At 69.2% G+C, this 14,391-nt stretch carries 17 protein-coding genes; 15 read left to right on the top strand and 2 right to left on the bottom strand.

Annotation, left to right across the window (positions count from 1 at the left end; genetic code table 11):
• Window positions 1-65 precede the first annotated feature (65 nt).
• From EPO52_RS15035 to EPO52_RS14980, 12 genes are all read left to right on the top strand, one after another.
• Window positions 66-1,277 carry a hypothetical protein gene (locus EPO52_RS15035; protein ID WP_290807954.1) on the top strand — a complete coding sequence of 404 codons (1,212 nt, stop codon included), beginning with the start codon at window positions 66-68 and terminating at the stop codon, window positions 1,275-1,277.
• The gene (locus tag EPO52_RS15030) at window positions 1,274-1,783 is read left to right on the top strand and encodes a hypothetical protein (protein WP_290807953.1); all 510 of its coding nucleotides are present in this window, start codon (window positions 1,274-1,276) and stop codon (window positions 1,781-1,783) included. The genes EPO52_RS15035 and EPO52_RS15030 overlap by 4 nt, the downstream gene beginning before the upstream one ends.
• Window positions 1,780-2,529: a hypothetical protein gene (locus EPO52_RS15025; protein WP_290807950.1), complete on the top strand. Its 750-nt coding sequence runs from the start codon at window positions 1,780-1,782 to the stop codon at window positions 2,527-2,529. The genes EPO52_RS15030 and EPO52_RS15025 overlap by 4 nt, the downstream gene beginning before the upstream one ends.
• 57 nt (window positions 2,530-2,586) lie before the next feature.
• Window positions 2,587-3,117, top strand: coding sequence for a hypothetical protein (locus EPO52_RS15020; RefSeq protein WP_290807947.1), 531 nt, complete (start codon window positions 2,587-2,589; stop codon window positions 3,115-3,117).
• A gap of 32 nt (window positions 3,118-3,149) precedes the next feature.
• Window positions 3,150-3,350 carry a hypothetical protein gene (locus EPO52_RS15015; RefSeq protein ID WP_290807944.1) on the top strand — a complete coding sequence of 67 codons (201 nt, stop codon included), beginning with the start codon at window positions 3,150-3,152 and terminating at the stop codon, window positions 3,348-3,350.
• Window positions 3,347-5,887 (top strand): glycoside hydrolase domain-containing protein, encoded by a 2,541-nt coding sequence (locus EPO52_RS15010; protein WP_290807942.1) that lies wholly within the window; start codon window positions 3,347-3,349, stop codon window positions 5,885-5,887. Before EPO52_RS15015 ends, EPO52_RS15010 begins: the two co-directional genes overlap by 4 nt.
• Window positions 5,884-7,176: a glycosyltransferase gene (locus EPO52_RS15005; RefSeq protein WP_290807939.1), complete on the top strand. Its 1,293-nt coding sequence runs from the start codon at window positions 5,884-5,886 to the stop codon at window positions 7,174-7,176. The genes EPO52_RS15010 and EPO52_RS15005 overlap by 4 nt, the downstream gene beginning before the upstream one ends.
• A 99-nt stretch (window positions 7,177-7,275) precedes the next feature.
• Entirely contained in the window at window positions 7,276-7,887 is a 612-nt protein-coding gene (locus tag EPO52_RS15000) for a TIGR03086 family metal-binding protein (RefSeq protein ID WP_290807937.1), read from the top strand.
• The gene (locus EPO52_RS14995) at window positions 7,880-8,590 is read left to right on the top strand and encodes a TMEM175 family protein (RefSeq protein WP_290807934.1); all 711 of its coding nucleotides are present in this window, start codon (window positions 7,880-7,882) and stop codon (window positions 8,588-8,590) included. Before EPO52_RS15000 ends, EPO52_RS14995 begins: the two co-directional genes overlap by 8 nt.
• A gap of 397 nt (window positions 8,591-8,987) precedes the next feature.
• The gene (locus EPO52_RS14990; RefSeq protein WP_290807932.1) at window positions 8,988-9,242 is read left to right on the top strand and encodes a DUF4253 domain-containing protein; all 255 of its coding nucleotides are present in this window, start codon (window positions 8,988-8,990) and stop codon (window positions 9,240-9,242) included.
• 26 nt (window positions 9,243-9,268) lie between these two features.
• Entirely contained in the window at window positions 9,269-9,499 is a 231-nt protein-coding gene (locus EPO52_RS14985) for a type II toxin-antitoxin system prevent-host-death family antitoxin (protein ID WP_290807929.1), read from the top strand.
• The gene (locus tag EPO52_RS14980; RefSeq protein WP_290807926.1) at window positions 9,499-9,891 is read left to right on the top strand and encodes a type II toxin-antitoxin system VapC family toxin; all 393 of its coding nucleotides are present in this window, start codon (window positions 9,499-9,501) and stop codon (window positions 9,889-9,891) included. The genes EPO52_RS14985 and EPO52_RS14980 overlap by 1 nt, the downstream gene beginning before the upstream one ends.
• Before the next feature lie 13 nt (window positions 9,892-9,904).
• On the opposite strand, the gene EPO52_RS14975 is transcribed toward EPO52_RS14980, so the two are convergent.
• Together EPO52_RS14975 and EPO52_RS14970 are read right to left on the bottom strand one after the other, a co-directional pair.
• The gene (locus EPO52_RS14975; RefSeq protein WP_290807923.1) at window positions 9,905-11,482 is read right to left on the bottom strand and encodes an MDR family MFS transporter; all 1,578 of its coding nucleotides are present in this window, start codon (window positions 11,480-11,482) and stop codon (window positions 9,905-9,907) included.
• A gap of 127 nt (window positions 11,483-11,609) precedes the next feature.
• Window positions 11,610-12,251, bottom strand: a complete 642-nt coding sequence (locus EPO52_RS14970) for a helix-turn-helix domain-containing protein (RefSeq protein ID WP_290807921.1) — start codon at window positions 12,249-12,251, stop codon at window positions 11,610-11,612.
• Between the two features lie 111 nt (window positions 12,252-12,362).
• Between EPO52_RS14970 and EPO52_RS14965 the strand changes: the two genes are divergently transcribed.
• The 3 genes from EPO52_RS14965 (at window position 12,363) to EPO52_RS14955 (ending at window position 14,376) form a co-directional block, all read left to right on the top strand.
• Window positions 12,363-13,037 (top strand): hypothetical protein, encoded by a 675-nt coding sequence (locus EPO52_RS14965; RefSeq protein ID WP_290807919.1) that lies wholly within the window; start codon window positions 12,363-12,365, stop codon window positions 13,035-13,037.
• Window positions 13,038-13,085: 48 nt separating this feature from the next.
• Complete coding sequence (locus EPO52_RS14960) at window positions 13,086-13,910, top strand: hypothetical protein (protein ID WP_290807917.1); 825 nt, start codon at window positions 13,086-13,088, stop codon at window positions 13,908-13,910.
• A 115-nt stretch (window positions 13,911-14,025) separates the two neighbouring features.
• A complete protein-coding gene (locus tag EPO52_RS14955; RefSeq protein ID WP_290807915.1) occupies window positions 14,026-14,376 on the top strand; it encodes a hypothetical protein in 351 nt (116 codons plus the stop codon).
• Window positions 14,377-14,391 lie beyond the last annotated feature (15 nt).

The following is a 14,391-nucleotide window of genomic DNA, read 5'->3' as shown; positions in this document are numbered from 1 at the left end:
GAGTATCGAACGCCATATGTGTATATGCTGTGCTCGCGGCAGTCGTCGGGGGACGAATCCATCCGATGAAAGGTCCCCTGTTGTCTCGTCTCCAACGATCGAAGCTGCGGCTCGTCCCCGTCGCACTTGCCGTGGTTGCGACCATCGCGTGTGTCACCGCCGGCACTGTTCCGGCATCCGCTGCATCCCACTCGGGTTCCGGTGCCGGCGGCCCCGCCCCGGCCATCTCCGATCCCATCGCCGTGATCGGCGCGCTCGCACCCGACCTCCTCGCCCAGACGCGGCAGCCCGCCACAGCCGAGCAGACCGCCTCCGTCGAGGCGCAGACGGGGCACCCGGGGTTGCGCATCGACGTGCCCGCCGATCCGTCCGCCCCCATCGCGCTCACGCCCGCCGAGACCGAGGGCGCGGGCCTCCCCGTGTCGATCGGCATCGTGGGCGCCTCCGGCCAGGCCGTCGTCGCCCAGGGCATCACGAGCTATGCCCAGGGAGACCAGGGCCGAGCCTCCTCCTTCGTGCAGCCCCTCGCGAACGGCGTTCGCCTGCTCACCGCTCTCGGGTCGCCGGATGCGGGGGAGTCGTTCTCCTACGACGTCGGCCTCCCCGAGGGCTTCACGGCAACCCCGGTCGCCGACGGCCTGACCCTCCTGGCCACCGCGGAGGGCCGCTACATCGGCACCCTCGGCGCCGCCTGGGCCACGGATGCCTCCGGCACTCCCCTCGAGACGAGCTACGAGTGGTCGGGCTCCACCCTGACGCAGCACGTGGTGCTCTCCGCCGACACCGCGTACCCGGTGCTGCTCGATCCCACCTGGTACTACGACTACGACTTCTCGGCGAAGCTGCCCGGCTACCACGCGCGGTACCCGAAGGCGCACGACTGGGACGTCGATTCACTCCTCCACCGCTGTTTCAACTGCTCCTTCCCGATCAGCGGGGCCTCCCGCGCCTATCCGGTCGACGGCGCCGTGATGAACCTGAACGCCAGCCCGTTCTCGCTCGTCAAGGTGCCGGCGCCGGTGCGCGTGCAGACCGTGAGCGGCGGGGCCATGCAGTTCGTCGCCACCTACGGCCACTTCGACGGTGGCGGATCGACCATCACCTTCTCCTGGTACAACGATGCAGGCGGCTACCTCCACCTCTTCGTGCACGCCATGGTGATGGTCGACCGTGGTCCGGTCATCAATGCGGCGAACGCGCAAGCGGCGGGCGTCGCCTGGCTCACGTTCTGGCAGCGCGTGGCTGACACCGCCGGCGGCGGAAGCGGCGGCGTGTGACATCACCGGCTGGGCGGCGCGCTCCCCGCGGAGCGCGCCGCTCCTCCTCGTCGCTCGGATCGGCCGCGCTGGCCGTTCCCGGCGGCGCGGCGCAGGGTGCGCTCATCGGATCGCAGTTCGCTCTGGTCGACACGATCGCGCAGGCGTATCAGCTCCGCGGATCCGGCTTCGGGTCGTGGCTCGGCTTCGCCCTGCTGGAGGGGGTGATCGCGGTCGGTGTCGGGGTGATCGCCGGCGCTTTCGTCGGGTTGGTCGTGAGCGGTGCGCTCGCGGCGGCGTGGGTGGCCCGGTTCGGCGGCATCGCGACATCCGTGATCGGCGCGGTCACCGCGGCTCTCGCGAGCACGTGTCTTCTGCTGCTCTGGTTCGGTGCGAGCGCGCCGTTGTTCTGGTTCGCGGCCTACGCCTCGGTGTGCGGTGCGGGCGGCGTGGTCGTGCTGGTCCGGGTGGCGACACCTCGACGGCTCGGAGATGACGGTGTGCGGCGCGGAGTGGAGCGGCCATGATGGGCCGTCTCCTCACCACCGGCAGGCTCCAGGCCGCGCTGGCCGGCGATGTGCACGTTCTCGGCGGTGCCGCGCGTTCCGCGGGCTCATCGGCGCCGACCCCGATCCTCGACTTCCCGTCGCCCGCGATCGCCCGCTTCATCGGCGCATCCTTCCCGGGATCGCCCTCGCCTCGCGTGCGCCTCCGCCGCGCGCACGCCGCCATCGGTCGGCTCACCCGTCCCGTCTACGGGATCGACGAGCTGCAGCCGGCGTCGACCACGCTGCGTCGTGGGCGAGGATCGTGCAGCCAGCGGCTCGCGGTACTCGAGGCCGTGGCCCGGGGGCAGGGAATCGTGACGCGATCGCGCGGGCTCCTGGTCGACGGCAGGTTCTGGGCGGCGCGCTTCGGGGTGCTGGCTCCCGTCCTGCCCGATCTGGTGGTGATCGCCTGGCCCGAGTTCCGGCTCGACGACGGGTGGCTGAGCGCCTCCGACCTGTTCGCCGGAGACGCTGATGCGGAAGCGAATGCGGCGGGGCCCTTCACGAACGAGGGGCCGGAGACACTGTTCGACGCGATCACCCGCGGCGCGGCATCCTGGACCGCAGGCGGCCCCTCCGGTCTGCACCGGTTCCTCCGCCGCGATCTCGGCACCTTCGACTCCCGCGACCACCTCTTCGCCCGCCACGGCCAGAACCTCCCGCGCCCGGTGCGCAGGCTGGCCGACCCCGTCTTCCGCCACTGGTCGGCCGGCTCGCACCGATAGCGGTCCGACCCGCCGCGCCGAATTTGACCCGCGCGCCTCGCCTAGTAACGTCTCCCTATGGACGGCCTCGCCCACGACGAGCTCATCGCCGGTCAGCTCCGCGACCTGCTGCGGCGAACCGTGCGCGCACTCCAGGACTCGGGGGCGCGCACCGAAGCGCTGGCCTCGTTCGAAGAGCGCAAGGCCGTGCTGGGTATCCGTCGCTCGCCCGTCATGCAGCCGCGCACACGGGTATGGCGTCTGGGCGTGCTGCTCCTCGATGCCGACGGGCGGCTCTACGCCGCCGGCCGGCTGACCCGGGCCGTCGAACCGGGCAGGGTCACCAACCAGTCGGCGCGCGCTGAGGAGCGCCGCGACTACCGGCGTGCTGCCTTCAACGGCAGGTTCGACGAGGGCGAATCGGTGAACTTCGACGCCGAGCCCGTGCCCCTGGATGTCGCGAGCATCCGCTCCGGGGAGGGCCTCCTCGCCCTCCGCGGCGACACCGTGATGGTGCGGTGGAACCGGCAACCCGGCGACGACAATCTCACCGAGCTGGGGGCGTACCTCAGCGATCGGGCCGAGCTACTCACCGCCCCACCGCCCTAACACCGACCCGCACGACCGAGCCGAGGAGCCCCATGCAACGACACGAGACCGACCGGATGCGCCCGTTCGCCGTTCGGACACCGCTGGTTCACCCGGCGGACGCATCCGGAACCTACGCTCCGACGATGCCGACCCCGATGAGCTCCGCGATGGACTCCCCGACGAGCTCTGCGGCGCGCGCCCTCGCGCGGCCCACGACCACCGCGGGCGAGCGGATGCGGGTGCTCTCGTGAGCGACCACGTCGATCCGTTCATCGGTACCGAGGTCACCGATCTGCCGCCGCAGACAGGGCTCGCTGCCACGTGGTGGTGGCCGAAGCCGCAGATCGGCAACACGCATCCGGGAGCGACGTATCCCCTCGGCATGGTGTCGGCCTGCGCCTACTCGGGCGCATATCCGACGGGGTACGGGCGCTACGACCTCAGCCTCGAGGGCGTGCCGTCGACCATCCACGACACGCAGCTCGCATCCGGATTCACGCACTTCCAGCAGTCGGGAACCGGAGCCATCCGCAAGTACTACAACTACTTCCGGGTGACACCCATGGTCGAGCCCCTCGACGTGCTCGGCCGCACGTGGGACATCACGGAGGAGAGCGCCGAACCCGGCTACTACACCGCCACACTCGACTCCGGTGTGACGGCCGAGATCACGGTGGGACCGAAGAGCGCCGTTCACCGCTACACCTTCCCGCGTCACTCCAACGCCCGCATCGTGATCGACTTCTCGCTCGGCGGGCTCGCCATCCCCTACGGCGCCACCGTGCCGCTGCGTGCTCACCTCGAGACTCTCGAACCGGGAGTCGCGCGGGGCGAAGTGGTGGCCGAGGGCGCGCCGATCGCGGTGCACATCGAGTGCGACACCCCGCAGTGGCGCCAGATGCTCTGGTACGACCGGCGACTCATGCCCGGCGGCACCAAACTCGCGCTCGACCACATCCGGCCCACCACGCTGCGGCCGTTCGGCCTCATGTGGGCAGGTCCGAGCGAGCCTGGTCAGACGGTCGAACTTCGCATCGGTTTCTCGCTGCGCGGTGCCGAGCAGGCCGAGAAGAACCTGCGCGCCGACTGCGGCCCCGGCCCGGCGCGCTTCGACGCGCGGCGCGAGCGCACACGCAAGACCTGGCGCAAGCACATCAAGACGGTCTCGATCGAGACCCCGTCACCCGATCGCAAGACCGTGTTCGCCACGGCGATGTACCACTCGCTGATCAAGCCGAGCTACGCCAACTCGGAGAGCCCGTTCTGGCCGAGCGACGGCGCGTTCGCGTTCGACATCTCCACCATGTGGGACATCTACCGCACCCAGCTGCCCCTGCTCACCGCCACCCAGCCCGAGAAGGCCGTCGAACTCGCCAACGCGCTGCTCACCATCTGCGAGGAAGAGGGCAACTTCCCCATCGGCTACCGGCTCGCCCGCGGCGGCGACCGCTTCTCGCGGCAGGGGAGCGCGCTCGCGCACACCTTCCTGGCCGACCTCTGCCAGCTGGGCCTGCCCGGCATCGACTGGGACTGGGCGCTCGTGCACATGAGCGACGACCTGCGCCGCACCTACGGCGAGGAGTACCTGCTGCGCGGGGAGGCGCATCCGATCACCCACACCCTCGACCTCGCCTTCGGCTACTGGTGCACCGCCAAGGTGGCCCGGCACGTGGGCGACAAGGCGCTCGCCGCCCAGTTCGAGGCCCTGGCCGAGCGGTGGATCAACGCCTACGACCCGTCGACCGGATTGCTCAAGGACTCGACGTACTACGAGGGCAGCCGCTACAACTACTCGTTCCGCATCCAGCACGACATGGCCGGGCGCATCGCGGTGAGCGGCGGGCGTGAGCGGTTCCTCGAGCAGCTCGACGCCTTCTTCGGGTACGGCGCCGAACCCGTGGTGCAGCCGGGCAACAAGCCCGGCGCGGATGAACTGCTCGCGGGCTACGTGCTCGGCCGCTTCGAGGGTCTCAACAACGAGCCCGACATGGATGCCCCGTGGGCCTACCACTACGCCGGTCGCCCCGATCGCACCGCCGAAGTGGTTCACAACATCGTGCACCAGCAGTTCGGCACGGGGCGCGGCGGGCTCCCCGGCAACGACGACTCGGGTGGACTCAGCTCGTGGTTCGTGTGGGCGTCGCTCGGGCTGTTCCCGGTGGCGGGCCAGAACATGTTCCTGGTGAATGCGCCCGCGTTCTCGGAGTCGTCGGTGGCGGTTCGTGGGGGAGATTTCGTCATCCGTGCGCGCGGCTTCGTCGAACCGGTGCCGGGCGGGCCCGTTCAGTACGTGCAATCGGTGACCCTCAACGGAGCGCCGCTCGAGCGCACCTGGATCTCGGGCGACGAGTTCCACGGCGGCGGCGAGCTCGTGGTGCATCTCGGAGACTCGCCGAGCGCCTGGGGCACGGAGGACGTTCCGCCGTCGATGCGGGCTGCGGGCGATGCGTCGGGCTCACCGGCGGGTGCCTCCGGAGCGGGTTCGGTCGGCGCCGCCGCCGAGGCCGCTGACGCTGCCACATCCGCAGCCGCCCAGGATGCCGGGCCCGAGACGATCATCTCCGACACTCTCGAAGCGGGCGGATCGCCGACGCTCGACATCGAGACAGGTGCCGAGCCGGGTGACGACGACTCGCCCCTCAGCCCGGTGCCCACCATCGTCACCGACACGGCCGATCCGGCCGGCACGACGGTGGCCGACCCGGCCGATCCCGTCACGTCCACCGATACCGCCGACCAGAACCGGGTCGGCGGCGAAAAGCCCCGCACGACAGGAGACACCCCATGAATGCGATCCGTAACCGCCTCGTGATCGTGGTCCGAGCCGATCCGGTCATCTGCGGCCATTCCGTCGAGGGCCGAAACCTCGCCGAGACCGCGCTCACCCGAGGCTTCGACGAGGTGCGCATCGTCACCTGGCCCATCGAACGACTCGAAGCCGCGGGCCTGCCCTTGAAGCCGCTCGACACGGTGCTGCCGTACAGTCCCGGCATCATCGTCGAGCGCCCGGCACCCGTGGGCGACTACAAGGTTCCGGATGGCCGCTACCTCGCCGGCATCACCGGCCGCCTCGTCGAGCTCTTCACCGACGGCGTGCCCACCGTGGCGCTGTCGCTCTACCTCAGCCCGCACACCATCGCGGTGGCGGATGCGGTGCGCGCGGCCTGGGGCACGGGCCTGCCCGTGAACGTCACCACCATCGCGGAGGCGGTGGGGTCGGACGTCACGAACGTGGTGCGCAAGGCCGTCGAGGAGGGCCGGCTCGGGGCGGCAGCGCACATCCTGTCGTCGTATCTGTCGCAAGACCATTGCGTGGCCGTGTCGGAGTACACCCGCGATCTCATCATCAGCGAGGCCGAGCAGGTCGACGCGCAGCACGGCACACGGTTCGCCGACCAGTGCCGCGATCGAATCGTGGTGTCGTACCCGGCCATCGACGCCGCGCAGTACCTCGATCTCGACCCGGCGGCGAAGGCGGCGGAGCTGGATGCTCGAGGACTCGTCGATGACGGCTACCTGTTCTTCCTCTCCCGGCTCACGGATGCGAAGGGCGTCGACGACCTCATCGCCGGCTTCGAGCGGAGCGAGGTGGGGCGCACCACCGAGATCCCGTTGGTGATCGCGGGGCGTGGGCCTCAAGCCGAAGCGCTCAAAGAGCTGGGGGCCGCCTCGCCGCTGGCCCACCGCATCCGATTCCTGGACGATGTGGGCGACGCCGAGAAGCCCTACCTCATGGCCGGCTGCGCGGCCTTCGTGCTGCCGTCGAAGCCGCGACCGGAGTTCGTGGAGACCTTCGGCATCGCGCTGGCCGAGAAGATGCTGGCGGGCGGCGGACCCGTGATCACCACGCTCACGGGCGGGATCGGCGAGGCGATCGGCGACCACGCGATCGTGGTCGACGTGAACGCGCCCGACCAGGTCGCGGCGGCGATCGACCGGGCCGTGCTGCACACGACGCCGGAGCAGCGGCGCGTCTGGGCGGATGAGGCCCGCGCCTACGCCCTGCAGTTCGACCGTCACGTGGTCTTCGACAAGCTGTTCGAGCGCTTCCCGCGCGCCGAGGTCCCCCAACACTGACCCCAACCCTCCTCGCGACTCGCCACAATCCGGCCTTCCGCCTCATTTGTGTACCGGATTCTGGCGAGTCGCGAGGAGGGCGGGCGGTAGGGTGGCGGCATGCTTCCCGAGAGTGCTGCCGAGCGTCATCGAGTCGTCGCCGAGGGGTTCGCGGTGCTCACCCGCGGCGTGCCCGCGGGGGAGTGGGATGCACCCACTCCCGTCGCCGACTGGGCCGCGCGTGACGTCGTGCGGCACCTCACCACCTGGTTCCCGGGCTTCTTGGCCGGTGGCAGCGATGTCGTGCTGCTGTCGGGACCGTCGGTCGACGACGACCCGGTGGGCGCCTGGCGCATCCATGCCGACGGTGTGCAGGCGGTTCTCGACGACCCGGCCACGAGCGAGCGGATGTTCTCCAACCCGCACACGGGCGACCTCCCGTTGGCCGACGCCATCGACCGCTTCTACACGGCCGACGTCTTCATGCACAGCTGGGATCTCGCGGCCGGCACCGGCCAGCTCGACGCCCTCTCGCTCGACGACGACTTCGCCGAGCAGCTGCTCGAGGGCATGAAACCCATCGAGGAGTTCATGCGCTCGTCGGGCCAGTACGGCCCGCGTGTCGACATCCCGGAGGCCTCTCCGGTGGTCGAGCGCCTCATCGCCTTCATCGGCCGCGACCCCGGTGCCTGGGCTCCGGGAGACGGGGCCGCATCGGCCGACCGTGGCTGACGAACCCGACACCCTCGACGAGGTGACGGCGGTCGTCGCGGCGGAGGACGACCGGCGAGGTCTTGACCGGCTCGTCTTCTTCACCGACGCCGTGATCGCGATCGCGATCACCCTGGTGGTGCTCCCTCTCGTCGATGTCGCCCGCGATGCGACCACCGGCATCGGCACCGGCACCGGCGAGAGCGCCCGCACGACGGCCGACTTCTTCGCCGACAACGGCCTCGCACTCCTGGCCGCCGCCGTCAGCTTCGCGGTGATCTCCTCCTACTGGCGTGAGCACCACCGCATCTTCCTGCACGCGGCACGTTCGAACCGGTTGCTCATCACGGTCAACCTGCTGTGGCTCGCGGGAATCGCGTTCCTGCCCCTCGCGACCGTGCTGAAAGTCGATGCACCGAGCACGGATGCGCTGGCCAACGTGATCTACATCGGCACGATCGGCGTCACATCGACTCTGCTGCGGGTGGAGGAGTTCGTGCTCACCCGCGCCGGTCTCTACCAGGCGGGTTTCACGCCGACCCTGTCCCGGCTGGCCGCGCACTGGACTCCGGTGGTGCTCACGACGGCCGCGCTGGTGATCGCCACGGTGTGGCCGGCACTCGGTCTCTACCCCTTGCTCCTCCTCCTCTTCTCGGCCCCCATCCAGTGGCTCTGGCGCCGACCGCGCCGCATCCGCTCCTCCACGGGCGAGCCGTCGCTGTAGTTCTCCACACGGCGAGGTTTCCCACCACTGGCCGGTGGCCGATTCACTTCGACGGTGACCGCGAACACAGGGAGAGACCGTGGGAGGCCCATCATCACTGGCGCGGCGGCGAGCGAAGCCCGTGCGCAACGCTGCGGGAGCAGTTCGGGCTCGAGCCGAGAGGCGACTGCTCGATTCAGGAAGACGACTATTGCTTTGAGTGCGGAATCGTCTCCGATCGGTCGGGGGAGCTCTCCATCGGAGACGAGGCGAACGACTTCTCTCGTCTGGCAACGGTCGCCGAAGTCACTCACCCGGGCCCGCTGGCGCTGGTCAGCGTGAAAGACCCCGCGGACTGTCTGGCAGAACTCGGCTGGTCGGGCGCGATCAATGCCGGAATGTCGCGATCAATGCCGGAATGTTCGGTGCCGACGCGCGAGTCGTGCTCCAATCGTGGCAGCGCCGTTTCGGCGCCTACGTTCATTCGGCCTGGGGCGGTTCGCTGCGGATGGTTGTGACACGTCCTCCGCGCACCCTCGTCGAAGCGCGGATGGTTGCTCGGGAGCACTTCCATTTCTGCCGCTACGACAGTCAATTTCATGGACTCGGAGGAATCGGTCCGTACGTGGATGGACTGGTGGAAAACAGCTGGTGGGACTTCTGGTGGGATTGATACCTGACCAACTAGAGTTGGTCAACATGACCGAGATGGTGAATGTGCAAGATGCGAAGACGCGATTGTCTGAGATCCTGGCCCGCGTGGAGCGCGGCGACGACTTCATCCTCGCTCGTGGAGGCAGGCCTATCGCCACGCTCCGGGCGATCGAGCCGGCGCCGCCCCGCGAACTCGGATTCGCTCCCGGGCCTGCTGTGGCTGACCACGTCTGGGGTGCGTTGAGCGATGACGAACTCGACGAGTGGGGTCTGTAGTGCGTCTCCTGCTCGATACGCACACGCTCTACTGGGCGGTGCGTGAGCCCGACCGCATCCCGGATGCGGCGACCCGGCTCATCATCGACCCCGCCAATGAGCTGTTGGTCTCGGCGGTCGCGCCGTGGGAGCTGGGGATCAAGCACCGCTCGGGGCGATTCCCCGAGGCGGGCCCGTTCCTGCTCACCCTCGATCGCTATGTCGACACACTGGGCGCATCCGAGTTGCCCATCAGTATCGAGCACTCACTCGCGGCCGGTCAGCTCGAGTGGGCGCATCGCGATCCGTTCGATCGCATGCTCGCAGCGCAGGCGATCATCGAGAACGCGGTGCTCGTCACCGCCGACGCCGCCTTCGCGACCCTCGGTGGTGTGAGGGTCGCGTGGCGGTGACGACAGGCCGGGTCTAGGCCTCCGACTGCACCACGGTGGTGGCGAGGGGGATCTCCTTCACGAAGCAGAGCAGCACGGCGGCGATCAGCATGAGCGGCACCAGGTAGAGGTACACCGGGCTCAGGGCCGTCGAATACGCATCGACGATGATCTGGTGGATCTCGGGCGGCAGGGCGTTGATGGCCGCGGGCGTCAGCGAATTCGTGTCGGTGGGCAGGGCGCCGGCCCCGCCTCCCAGCGACGCCGCGGAAGCGGTGAGCTGCTCGGTGAGCCGTGCCACGAAGAGCGACCCCACGATCGCCGACCCGAGAGAGGCGCCGATCTCGCGGAAGAAGTTGTTGCCGGCGGTGGCGGTTCCCACCATCGAGTGCGGCACCGAGTTCTGCACCACGAGCACCAGCACCTGCATGCAGAGCCCGAGGCCGAGCCCGAGGATCGTGAGGTACGTCAGGATGAGCGGCAGCGGCGTGTCGGAGCGCATGGTCGAGAACAGCACGAGGGCGGCGGCCACCACCAAGGCGCCGGTGATGAGCATCCACTTGTAGCGCCCGGTCTTCGAGACCAGGAAGCCGCCGCCGATCGCCGTGATCAGCAGGCCGCCGAGCATCGGCAGCAGCATGAAGCCCGACACCGTGGCGTTCACGCTGTTCACGATCTGCAGGAAGGTGGGCATGTAGCCGATGGCACCGAACATCGCGATGCCGATCGCGAGGCCGGCTGCGGTGGTGAGCACGAAGTTGCGGTTCGTGAAGAGCGTGAGCGGCATCACGGGTTCGGCGCTCCTGCGCTCGATCAGCACGAACGCGACGGCGGCCAGAACGGTGATCACGATCAGGCCGATGATGGTGGGCGAGTTCCAGTCGAACTCCGTTCCACCCCACGAGGCGGTGAGCACGAGACCGGATGCGGCCAGCGCCAGCGTGATCATGCCTGCCACGTCGATCTTCGGCCGGTCGCCGGAGAACTTCGGCAACTTGATCAGCAGCACGGCCAGCACGATCGCGGCGATGCCGAGGGGCACATTGATCCAGAACGCGAAGCGCCAGCTGAGCACATCCGTGAACAGCCCACCGAGAAGGGGCCCGGCGACGGAGGAGAGGCCGAACACGGCGCCGATGAAGCCCATGTACTTGCCGCGGTCACGCGCCGGGATGACGTCGGCGATGATGGCCTGCGACAGGATCATGAGGCCACCGCCACCGAGCCCCTGCACGGCACGCCCCGCGATCAGCCACTCCATCGAGTTGGCGAAACCGCCGAGGATCGAGCCGAACACGAAGATCGACAACGCGATCACGAAGAGCGGCTTGCGCCCCATCAGGTCGCCGAGCTTGCCGTACACCGGCATCACGATGGTCGATGCCAGGATGTAGGCCGTGGCCACCCACAGCATGTGGTTCACCCCGTCGAGCTCGCCCACGATGGTGGGCAGCGCCGTGCCGAGGATGGTCTGGTCGAGCGCGGAGAGCAGCATCGCCACCATGAGTGCGGCGAAGATCAGGTTGACGCGCTTCTTCGACATGCCGGAGGCGTTCGTGCTCTCGGCGGAGGGCGGAACGGCCGGCTCGTTCGTGGTGCGGCTGGTGGTCATGGTCATCCTCGAGGTCGGGAGGCGGAAAGAACGGATGTCGGTGAACGGAACGGTGGTTCGACGGGCGGTGACGAGTGATCGGGAAGGGGCGTGGGGTGGAGAGGGCGTGGGGTGGAGAGGGCGACGGTCAGCTGCGCGCGCGGCCGACCTCGCTCAGGATGCGGCTCGCGCTGTCGACATGGTCGGCCAGCGCTCGCCGGGTGTCGGTGGACTGGCTCCACGTCTGCAGCGCCAGCCGCACCACGGCCCAGATGAAGAACACGATCGCCCAGGCGTGGGCGTCGCGCTCGGCCGGGGGCACGAGCCCTTCCTCGTCGAGCAGTCGCCGGGTCTGCTGTGCGATGTCGGTCTCGATGTCGCCGAGCGACTGGAAGTCCTTCGCCAGAAGCTGCGGGCTCGCGAGCAGCACGGCGCGCTTCTTGTGCTGGTAGGCAGGGGTGCCGAAGTCGAATCCGGACAGCTGGTCGCGCACCGCCTCGAGCACGGTGGTGCGAACGGACGCACCTCGACGCAGCTTCAGATCGTGCAGCGACGGCCGCGGGAACGCGCGGGAATTGCCGAGCACCGCGTCTTCTTTGCTCGCGTAGTAGTTGAAGAAGGTGCGGCTCGTGACATCGGCGCGCTGGCTGATCGACTCCACCGTCACTTCGCCGAGACCGAGCTCCGCCGCCAGTTCGACGGCCGCCACCTCGATCGCCCGAGAGGTCTCCCGCTTCTTGCGCTCGCGGAGGCCGGTGGCCTCCTCGGCGGGTGCGATGGTCGACGTCATGGCACCCATAATTGCACACCGTGAAAGTTTTCTCAAAGGGAAACTTCGCGGCATCCACTGTTCAGCTCCGGCCCGGTGCGCCGCAGCTATCCTGGAATCGGAGGAGGGTCGATGGCCAAGCGAGGGAAAGGTGCACGATGGGTCGCCACGGGCGAACCGATCGAGCCGCTGCCCGCGGGCGACATCGACGCGGCCGTCGCCGATGGGCTCTCGATCGCCCGGTTCTCCGCCGTTCTGGCGCTCAAGAACCGATTGATCGTGGCGGCTCTCCGAGACGATGTCGACTTCGACCCCGAGACGGCCGCCGTTCTCGCCCGGGAGGTGCTCGACGCGCTCGCCCGCGAGCAGGACGGCAACATCGATCACGCCGACGACGTGATGGAGCGGCTCGACGACGAGTACGACGACGAGGGTGCCGCTCGCCACGAGCACGACTACAAGGCTCGCGACTCCGAGCTGCTCGCCGCGCGCCGACGGGTGTACCAGGCGGTGGCGGAGGGACTCCGGGCGGATGCGGCCGACCCCGAGGCTCTGGCCACCCTCATCGAGAGCGCCCGAAGCCGCGCCTGGGACGAGATCAGCCGGGAGATCGAGGCGCGACTCGACGCCACCCGCCGCACGGAGATCGTCGTCGACGACGACTACCTCCGTCAGCGCGGCGAGCGGATGCGGCGCTTGCGCGAATTCGACCTCTGGGAGCTCGCCGATTCGCGCTACGCGCCGAAGCCGCAGCCCACGGCGAAAGAGACGAAAGAGAAAGGCAAGTCGCGGCGCTGGTTCCGCTGACGCTCGCGCCACCGGCTCGGAGTACATTCGGGAGCGGGAGGGATGACCGTGGCCGACGAGATCGCCGAGGTGTTCCGGGCGTTCGACGCGCAGCTGCGTCCGACGGCCGGAGATCGCGAGCGGGTGGCGGCCGAGAAGGCCGCTGTCGTGCGTGCGCTCGCGGGGAGCGGAGCGCCGGTGCTGCGGGTGATCGAGACCGGCGCCTGGGCGCACGACACGGCCGTGCGCGGACTGAGTGCACTCGACCTCGTGGTGGTGCTCGATGGCGCCCGGCCGCGGAGCGCAGCCCGGGCCCGTGACCTTCTCGGTGCATCCGTCACTGCCTCTCAGCGCGACGACACCGGTACCGGGGGAGTGCGGCTCACCCCCGCCTTCGAGGTGCCGGGGCCGAGCGCCGAGAGCGACCTCGTGGTCATCCCCGACTCGGCCGGGCGCTGGGTGCGGCACCGACCCGGTGCGCGCGGTGTGCTCCTCTCCCGCATCGACGACGACGGCGCGCTCCGGATGCTCGTTCGCCTCCTCCTGGCCTGGAAGTACCGTTCGGCACCCGGCATCTCCTCGTACTACCTCGAGACCGTGGCCATCCGGCAGACCCTGCAGCAGCGCTCGTTCAGCCCGCTGTGGGACCTGTGCTGGATCTGGGAGTCGCTGGCCGCCGACGGCCTGGTGCCGGTGGCCGACCCCTCGAGCCCGGGCGGCAGCCGCAGCATCCGCCCCGCCGCCTCGATCGCGCGGGCGATCGAGGCGCAGTTCGCGCTCGAGCGTGCGGCGTCGAGCGCGCGAGGAGCCGTGAACGCCTCCCTGGACGACGATCTCGACCGTGTGGGGTCGTACCTGCAGGCTCTGTTCGGCGAGCAGTTCCCGCCGCTCTGACACCCGGGTGCGTGAGTCCGCATACCGCGCTCAGGGGTTGGGCGCAATCCCTGATGGCGAGGATCTTTCTTTTGTTAGGTTAACTAGACAACATCGCATCAGGGGAGGAACAGGGGTGGCACTTCTCACAGAACATCGTGCAACCGGGCGGCATCGCGCCGAGACCGGAACCACGGCCGCGCGACCATCGGTGAGCTGGAACGCTCCCGAGCCGGGACTCTGGGTGGGCAACCGGTCGGGCGAGTATGCCGGCATGGTGGAATTCACGAACGGTCTCTACCTCGCTTCCGGCGAGGTGGGCGAAGAGCTCGGCCGCTTCGGGTCTCTCGACGACGCGTTCGCGTCGGTCGCGACCGGTGCCCAGAAGCACCGGCTGCCGGAGGGCGTGCTCTCGAACGTGGCGATCATCTCGGCGGTGATCGCGATCTCGATCGCGGGCATGAGCATCAGCATGATCGCGGCCTGAGCCGTATTGCAGGGG

This window comes from Herbiconiux sp., assembly GCF_004297105.1.
Classification (GTDB): Bacteria; Actinomycetota; Actinomycetes; order Actinomycetales; family Microbacteriaceae; genus Herbiconiux.
Note: the sequence above shows the minus strand (reverse complement) of the source record. Positions and strands in the feature narration are given on the sequence as shown.

Coding starts and splice junctions, on each gene's coding strand:
- EPO52_RS14965 (WP_290807919.1), top strand. CDS start 12,363: ATGGCCAAGCGAGGGAAAGGTGCACGATGGGTCGCCACGGGCGAACCG.
- EPO52_RS14990 (WP_290807932.1), top strand. CDS start 8,988: ATGTTCGGTGCCGACGCGCGAGTCGTGCTCCAATCGTGGCAGCGCCGT.
- EPO52_RS14970 (WP_290807921.1), bottom strand. CDS start 12,251: ATGACGTCGACCATCGCACCCGCCGAGGAGGCCACCGGCCTCCGCGAG.
- EPO52_RS14975 (WP_290807923.1), bottom strand. CDS start 11,482: ATGACCACCAGCCGCACCACGAACGAGCCGGCCGTTCCGCCCTCCGCC.
- EPO52_RS15005 (WP_290807939.1), top strand. CDS start 5,884: ATGAATGCGATCCGTAACCGCCTCGTGATCGTGGTCCGAGCCGATCCG.
- EPO52_RS14985 (WP_290807929.1), top strand. CDS start 9,269: ATGACCGAGATGGTGAATGTGCAAGATGCGAAGACGCGATTGTCTGAG.
- EPO52_RS15020 (WP_290807947.1), top strand. CDS start 2,587: ATGGACGGCCTCGCCCACGACGAGCTCATCGCCGGTCAGCTCCGCGAC.
- EPO52_RS15035 (WP_290807954.1), top strand. CDS start 66: ATGAAAGGTCCCCTGTTGTCTCGTCTCCAACGATCGAAGCTGCGGCTC.
- EPO52_RS15015 (WP_290807944.1), top strand. CDS start 3,150: ATGCAACGACACGAGACCGACCGGATGCGCCCGTTCGCCGTTCGGACA.
- EPO52_RS15025 (WP_290807950.1), top strand. CDS start 1,780: ATGATGGGCCGTCTCCTCACCACCGGCAGGCTCCAGGCCGCGCTGGCC.
- EPO52_RS15000 (WP_290807937.1), top strand. CDS start 7,276: ATGCTTCCCGAGAGTGCTGCCGAGCGTCATCGAGTCGTCGCCGAGGGG.